5 protein-coding genes are annotated in these 6,565 nt (G+C 77.1%); 4 read left to right on the top strand and 1 reads right to left on the bottom strand.

Going from position 1 to position 6,565, the window contains the following annotated elements; all coding sequences use genetic code 11:
• Positions 1-137: 137 nt before the first annotated feature.
• Positions 138-1,187, top strand: coding sequence for a family 2 encapsulin nanocompartment cargo protein polyprenyl transferase (locus AB0N76_RS38755; RefSeq protein WP_363565557.1), 1,050 nt, complete (start codon positions 138-140; stop codon positions 1,185-1,187).
• A gap of 103 nt (positions 1,188-1,290) precedes the next feature.
• Here AB0N76_RS38755 and AB0N76_RS38750 read toward each other — a convergent pair whose 3' ends face one another.
• On the bottom strand, positions 1,291-2,352 hold the full coding sequence (locus tag AB0N76_RS38750) for an NAD-dependent epimerase/dehydratase family protein (protein WP_363565556.1): 1,062 nt from the start codon (positions 2,350-2,352) through the stop codon (positions 1,291-1,293).
• A gap of 173 nt (positions 2,353-2,525) precedes the next feature.
• Between AB0N76_RS38750 and AB0N76_RS38745 the strand changes: the two genes are divergently transcribed.
• The 3 genes from AB0N76_RS38745 (at position 2,526) to AB0N76_RS38735 (ending at position 5,972) form a co-directional block, all read left to right on the top strand.
• Positions 2,526-3,824 (top strand): DUF1254 domain-containing protein, encoded by a 1,299-nt coding sequence (locus AB0N76_RS38745; RefSeq protein WP_363565555.1) that lies wholly within the window; start codon positions 2,526-2,528, stop codon positions 3,822-3,824.
• Between the two features lie 93 nt (positions 3,825-3,917).
• The gene (locus tag AB0N76_RS38740; RefSeq protein WP_363565554.1) at positions 3,918-5,252 is read left to right on the top strand and encodes a DUF1254 domain-containing protein; all 1,335 of its coding nucleotides are present in this window, start codon (positions 3,918-3,920) and stop codon (positions 5,250-5,252) included.
• Positions 5,253-5,273: 21 nt separating this feature from the next.
• A complete protein-coding gene (locus AB0N76_RS38735) occupies positions 5,274-5,972 on the top strand; it encodes a GAP family protein (protein WP_363565553.1) in 699 nt (232 codons plus the stop codon).
• Positions 5,973-6,565: the final 593 nt, after the last annotated feature.

The raw sequence follows: 6,565 nt of genomic DNA, 5'->3' as shown, positions 1-6,565 counted from the left end.
GGCTGGTCCGCACCGCCGAGGAGCTGGTCGACGCCGTCGACCGGATCGAGGCGGCCGGCCTCGCCGCCTGCCTCAAGCCCGCCGCCGGGGCCGGCCCCCGTCGGGTCGGCCCGTCGTACCACCAAGGGGGAGGACCCATGGGAATGTTCACGCTGGAGCGCGACCACCGCGAGGGGCACGAGGCGGCGGACGTCCTCGCCCGCGCCCGCACCCTGGTCGACCCGGTCCTGCGGGCCGCCGTCGACTCGCTGCCCGGCACCATGCGCCGGGTGGCCGGCTACCACTTCGGCTGGTGGGAGGCGGACGGCTCGCCGTCCACCGCCTCCTCCGGCAAGGCCATCCGGCCCGCGCTGGTACTGGCCGCCACCCAGGCGCTGGGCGGCAGCCCCGCCTCGGCCACCGCCGCGGCCGCCGCGGTCGAGCTGGTGCACAACTTCACCCTGCTGCACGACGACATCATCGACCGGGACGAGACCAGGCGTCACCGGCCCACCGCCTGGCTGGTGTTCGGCACCACCGAGGCGATCCTGGCCGGGGACGCCATGCACTCGCTGGCGCTGCGGCTGCTCGCCGAGGACGGCCACCCGGCCGCGGGCGACGCCGTCCGCCGGCTGACCGACTGCGTGGTGGAGCTCTGCGAGGGCCAGCAGATCGACTGCGCCTTCGAGCAGCGCAGCGACGTCTCGCTGGCCGAGTGCCTGTCGATGGCCGAGGCCAAGACCGGGGCCCTGCTCGGCGCGGCCTGCGCGATGGGCGCCCGGTACGCGGGCGGCTCGACGGCCGCCGCGCAGGCGATGGACGGCTTCGGCCGGGAGATCGGCCTGGCGTTCCAGCTGATCGACGACCTGATCGGCATCTGGGGGGACCCGGCGGTCACCGGCAAGCCGGTCGGCGCGGACCTCGTCGTCCGGAAGAAGTCGCTGCCGGTGGTGGCGGCGCTCGGTTCCGGCACGCCCGACGGGGCCCGGCTCGCCGAGCTGTACGCGCTGGAACGGCCGCTGACCGCCGAGGAGTTGGCGAGCTGCGCGGCCGCCGTCGAGGGCGCCGGTGGGCGGGCCTGGGCGCAGGGCGAGTCCTGCGAGCGGATGGCGGCGGCGCTGGCCCAGCTGGCCCTCGCGGTGCCCGAGCCGTCCGCCGCCGACGACCTGCTGGCCCTCGCCGAGCTGGTCACCCGCCGCACCCACTGAGCCGGGCCGGTCGCGCCGGGGGAGCGGGAGCCCCCGTCCCCCGGCGCGGCGCTCGGCCGTCCTGCCGCGCTGCCCGGCGCTGCCCCGGCACCGCCCGGCGCGCTCAGGTCAGCGCGGCCAGCAGCCGCCGCTCCTTCGCCGGCTCGATGCCGTGCAGGATCCGGCCGCGCTTGCGCCCGTCGGCCTCGGTGTCCTCGGCCGGCCCGCGCTGCCGCAGCCACTCCCAGGTGTCCCGGGCCGTCTCGACGAACGGGCGGCACCGCAGCCCGGCCGCCTCGGCCCGCCGGGTGTCCACCTGCCAGGTGCCCGCCGCCTCGGGCGACTCGGGCATCCAGAGCGGCAGCTCGCTCCACGGCTGGACGCTGTCCGGCCCGTCCGCCAGCAGCGGCGCGTCCCCGACCCAGACCAGCTCGGGTGCCTCTGCCCCAGCTTCCTTCGCCCCGGCCCCCTTCGCCCCGGCGACCTCGGCGCAGGCCGCCAGGAACTCCCCGTAGGTCAGCCGGCCGGGCGGCGCGGTGGTGAGGAAGCGGCCGGCCGTGCCCGCCGTCAGCAGGTCGAGCCCGAACACCGCGAAGTCCCGGACGTCGATCAGCTGCATCGGCCGCCCCGGCTCGCCCGGCGCCAGCACCGGCCCGCCCCGGGCCATCCGCTCCAGCCACCACGGCAGCCGGCCGCCCCGCTCGTACGGGCCGATCAGCAGCCCGCTGTTGAGAACCAGCGCGCGGTCGGCGCCGAAGTACTCCAGGACGGCGCGCTCGCAGCCGGCCTTGAGCGCGCTGCTGAACTCCTGGTCGGGCGGGGTGTCGGCGGGGCAGTCGTGCAGCGGCGAGTCCTCGTCGACCGTCCGGGCGGGCCAGTCGGCGAAGGCGTGGACGGAGGAGATCAGCGTGTAGTGGTCGGCCCGGTCGTGCAGCAGCCGGGCGGCGAGCGCGGCCTGGGCGGGCTGCTGGGCGGAGGAGTCGACGACGGCGTCCCAGCGCCGTCCCTCGACCAGCCGCGCCAGGTCGTCGGCCGAGTCGCGGTCGCCGCGGACGGCCTCCACACCGGCCAGGTCGGCGGCGGAGCGGCCGCGGTTGAAGGTGGTGACCTGGTGGCCGCGGGCGAGGGCTTCGGAGGCGAACGCCCGTCCCAGGAAGGACGAGCCGCCAAGCAAGAGGATCTTCATACCGGCAAGGCTGTCCCGGTCCGTTCCCGCGCATACCGCCGTTCGCGCTGGGCGGAGGCCCTGCCCGGGTCCGGCCGAGATGCCGACCCCCGGGGGCCCGCATAGCATCCCGTCTAGAGCCAGACCCGATAGCCATATATGCCGAAAAGCACGTCCTTCATGGGAGCGGCGCCATGGTCAACCCGGCACTCGTGGACCCGGACACCGTCCGCGCGACCGCCGCCGAGGCGTGGCTCCGCGGCCACCCCATCCTGCGGAACTACCGCACCCTGTACGCGCAGGCCCTGGACGACGCGGACCCGCGCCACCTCGGCGGCTTCGGCCGCTTCCGGCACCGGTCGCGCCCGTACACCCCGGCCGACACCGATCCCGACACCGGCACCGACCCCGTCGCCCCGGACAACGACACCTCCCGCTCCCGGGCCTGGCTCGACCTGCGAACGGAACCCTGGGTGCTCTCGGTCCCCGCCGCGGACCGCTACCACGTCCTCCCGGTGCACGAACTCGACGGCGGGTACGCCGGGTTCGTCGGCTCCCGCACCACCGGCCGGGAGGCCGGCGACCACCTGGTGGCCGGCCCCGACTGGCACGGCGAGCCGCCGCCCGGCATCCGGAGCGTCATCCGCACGGCGACCCGGCTGGCCGGCGTCCTCGGCCGCACCCAGCGGGGCGGGACGTCCGCCGAGGACGTCGCCGAACTCGCCCGGATCCAGCAGGGGTACCGCCTGCGCCCGCTGCACGAGTACGCCGGCACCCCGGAACCTGAGCCCGCGCCGTCCCCGGTCTGGCCGGTCTGGCGCGAGGAGGTGTTCGACACCGTCGAGTTCCTCTCCTTCCTCGACTTCCTGCTCGGCTTCGTCCCGGTCCGGCCCGCCACGGCCGCCCTGCGCGGCCGGCTCGCCGACCTCGGCGTCGACGGCCGCGGCGAGTTCGAACCGGCCGCGCTGCCGATCGCGGTCCGCGCCGAGATCGAACGCGGCATCGCCGACGGCAAGGCCGAACTGGCCCGCGCCGCCGAACGCGCCCAGGCCCGCGCCGCCGACGCCGGGACCTTCGACGAGCCGGACGCGCTGCCCGCCGAGGAGGTCTGGCACGGCGGCCTGCCCGCCGACAGCGCCGGCCACCGCCCGCCGAACGCCGGCGACCGCGACTACCTGCTGCGGTTCCCGCCGGACGCGCTGCCGCCCGCCCGCTTCCTCTGGTCCGCCACCATGTACGCGCTGCCGGACCGCCGGCTGGTCGACAACACCCTGGACCGCTACGCCATCGGCGACGGCACCCCCGGTCTGGTCCGCGACCCGGACGGCGGGCTCACCCTCCACCTCCGGCACAAGCGGCCCGCGAACGCCGACCACTCCGCCAACTGGCTGCCCGCGCCGGACGGGCCGTTCGCGGTCGTCGTCCGGCTGTACGGCCCGGACGAGTCCGTACTGGACGGCCGCTGGACGCTGCCCCCGCTCACCCCGCGCTGACCGCCGCCGCCCTCCGCCCGCCCGGCCCCAACCGGCCGGCCGGCCCCACCCGCCCGCCGTCCCCGTACCTGTCACCCGCCCGAAGGACGCCCGATGACCCAGCCCGAGCTGGAGGCCATGGCCGCCGACGCCTACGTCTACGGCTACCCGCTCGTCGCCGGCCTCACCATGGTCGACCGCTCCGTCCGGGGCGGCCTCGGCGTCCTGCCGCCCACCCGCTTCAACCACTTCGCGCACGGCACCCGGCTGGCCGGCCCCGGCGACGACTTCGTCTCCGTCAACAACGACGTCGCCTACTCGGTCGCCCAGCTCGACCTGTCCGAGGGCCCGCAGCTCCTGCGCACCCCCGACACCGCCGACGCCTACTACGTGCTGCAGTTCGTCGACGCGTGGACCGACAACTTCGCCTACCTGGGCCGCCGCGCCACCGGCACCGCCGCCCAGACCTGGCTGATCGTCCCGCCCGGCTGGCACGGCACCCCGACCGACACCGACCGGGTGATCGAAGCCCCGACCACCGTCGCCACCATCGTCGGCCGGCTCGCCTGCGCCGGTCCGGACGACCTCCCCCGGATCCACGCCCTCCAGTCCGGGCTCACCCTCGAACCGATGGAACCCGGCGGACTCGCCGCCGGACTGCCCGAACCGGACCCCGACGTCCCCGAACGGCTCGCCTTCTTCGAACGGCTCCGGATCTGGCTGGCCGCCTTCCCGCCCGCCGCGCCCGACCGCGCCTACCAGCAGCGGTTCGCCCCGCTCGGCCTGCTCGACCCCGGCCCCTCGCCGTACCGCGCCGCCGCCCCGGACTGGACCCTCGCCCTGGCCAAGGGCCTCGCCGCCGGCCGCGAACGGGTCGAGGACGCCACCCGGCCCCCCGAGGACCACCCGCCCGGCGAATGGCGCGCCAGCCTCCACCTGTTCGACCACAACGTCGACTTCCTCGGCCCCGGCACCCTCGACGACCCCGCCTGGCGGATCCCCGACCGCCGCGCCGGCTACCTCAGCCGGGCCGCCGCCGCCCGCACGGGGCTCTGGGGCAGCCACGCCTACGAGGCGCTGCACGCCGCCGTCACCGACGACGCCGACGGCCACCCGCTCGACGGCGCCCACCACTACACCCTCCGCTTCGACCGGCCGCCGCCCGTCGCCGCCTTCTGGTCCCTCAGCATGTACGGCCTGCCCGACCACCGCCTGGTCGCCAACCCGATCGACCGCTACGCCATCGGCGACCGCACCCCCGGCCTGGTGCACGGCCCGGACGGCTCGCTCACCCTGCACCTCTGCCGGACCCGGCCCGCCGACCCGGCCGAGGCGGCGAACTGGCTGCCCACCCCCGCCGGCCGGTTCCGCCCGATGATCCGGCTCTACCAGCCCGGACCGGCCGCCCTGGACGGCGGCTACCGCCTGCCGCCGATCCGGCGCCGGTGACGCGCGGGTGACGCGCCGGTGATGGGTGACGCGGTCGGCCGGATGCTGCCCTCAGCGGTCGGCCTCGCGATCAGCCCGCTACCGCTGATCGCGACGATCCTGCTGCTGGCCACCCCCCGCGGCCGGGTCAACGCGACGGCCTTCGCGGCCGGCTGGGCGGCCACCCTGGCGGCGGTGGTCGCCGCCGTGCTGCCCGTCGCCGCGGCGCTCCCCGGCGACCCGTCCGGGAGCCCGTCCGGCAGTCCGGCCGGGCCCCCGCTCTGGGCGTGCCGGCTCGACCTGGCGCTCGGCCTGCTGCTCCTGCTGCTCGCCGCCCACCAGTGGCGCGACCGCCCGCGCGAGGGTCATGTGCACGGTCCGCCCGCCTGGATGCGGACGGTGGACCGCGCCACCCCCGCCCGGGCCGCGGGCCTCGGCGTGGCACTGGCGGTGACCAGTCCGAAGAACCCGGTCCTGGCCGTCGGCGGCGCGGTCTCCATCGCCACCGTCGACGCCTCGCCCGGCGCCCGGACGGGCGCCGCGGTGCTCCTGGTCCTGATCGGCTCGCTCTGCGCCCTGCTGCCCCTGACCGCGCACCTCCTCACCGGCCCCCGCGCCCCGCGCCGACTCGCCGAGTGGAAGGCCTGGACCGCCACCCACCACACCGCGATCCTCCTGGTCCTCCTCACCACCCTCGGCACCACCTACCTGGCCACCGCCCTCCCCGGCCTGACCCGCTGACCCCGGGCGCACACGGTCCGGCAGCCGCCCCGGCCCAGGGGTCGGGCCCTCCTGCTCGGCCACCGGCACGGGCTCACCCGCCGCCTTCCCCGGTCTGACCCGCTGACCCTGGGCGCACACGGTCCGGCAGCCGCCCCGGCCCGGGGGGCGGGCCCTCCTGCTCGGCCACCGGCACGGGCTCACCCGCCGCCCTCCCCGGTCTGACCCGCTGACCCTGGGCGCACGCGGTCTGGCAGTCGCCCCGGCCCGGGGGCGGGCCTGCTGCTCGGCTGCCGGCACGGGCTCACCCGCCGCCCTCCCCGGCCTGACCCCGCCCCCCACCGGGTGTCCTGGTGCCTGGTCAGCGGCACGGGCTCGCCCTGTCGCCCTGTCGCCCTGTCGCCTTCGGCACTGCGGCAGCCAGTCGGCGGGTGGCACCCGCCCGCCCTGGGCCAGGCAAATCCGCTCCGGCCGTGCCGGGGCTCTGCTGCTCGGCCAGTGGCAGCGTCTCGCTCACTGTTCCTGGTGGCCTACCTGGGGTGCGCGCTGCGACGGCCGGAGCGGATTTGCCTGGCCCAGGGCGGGCGGGTGCCACCCGCCGACTGGCTGCCGCA

The organism is Kitasatospora sp. NPDC093806 (genome assembly GCF_040683335.1).
Lineage (GTDB): Bacteria > Actinomycetota > Actinomycetes > Streptomycetales > Streptomycetaceae > Kitasatospora.
This window is presented reverse-complemented; position numbering and strand designations above follow the sequence as displayed.

Excerpts from the sequence above, each read along its gene's own strand:
- AB0N76_RS38755 (WP_363565557.1), top strand. The coding sequence starts at position 138 with ATGGGAATGTTCACGCTGGAGCGCGACCACCGCGAGGGGCACGAGGCG.
- AB0N76_RS38750 (WP_363565556.1), bottom strand. The coding sequence starts at position 2,352 with ATGAAGATCCTCTTGCTTGGCGGCTCGTCCTTCCTGGGACGGGCGTTC.
- AB0N76_RS38745 (WP_363565555.1), top strand. The coding sequence starts at position 2,526 with ATGGTCAACCCGGCACTCGTGGACCCGGACACCGTCCGCGCGACCGCC.
- AB0N76_RS38740 (WP_363565554.1), top strand. The coding sequence starts at position 3,918 with ATGACCCAGCCCGAGCTGGAGGCCATGGCCGCCGACGCCTACGTCTAC.
- AB0N76_RS38735 (WP_363565553.1), top strand. The coding sequence starts at position 5,274 with ATGGGTGACGCGGTCGGCCGGATGCTGCCCTCAGCGGTCGGCCTCGCG.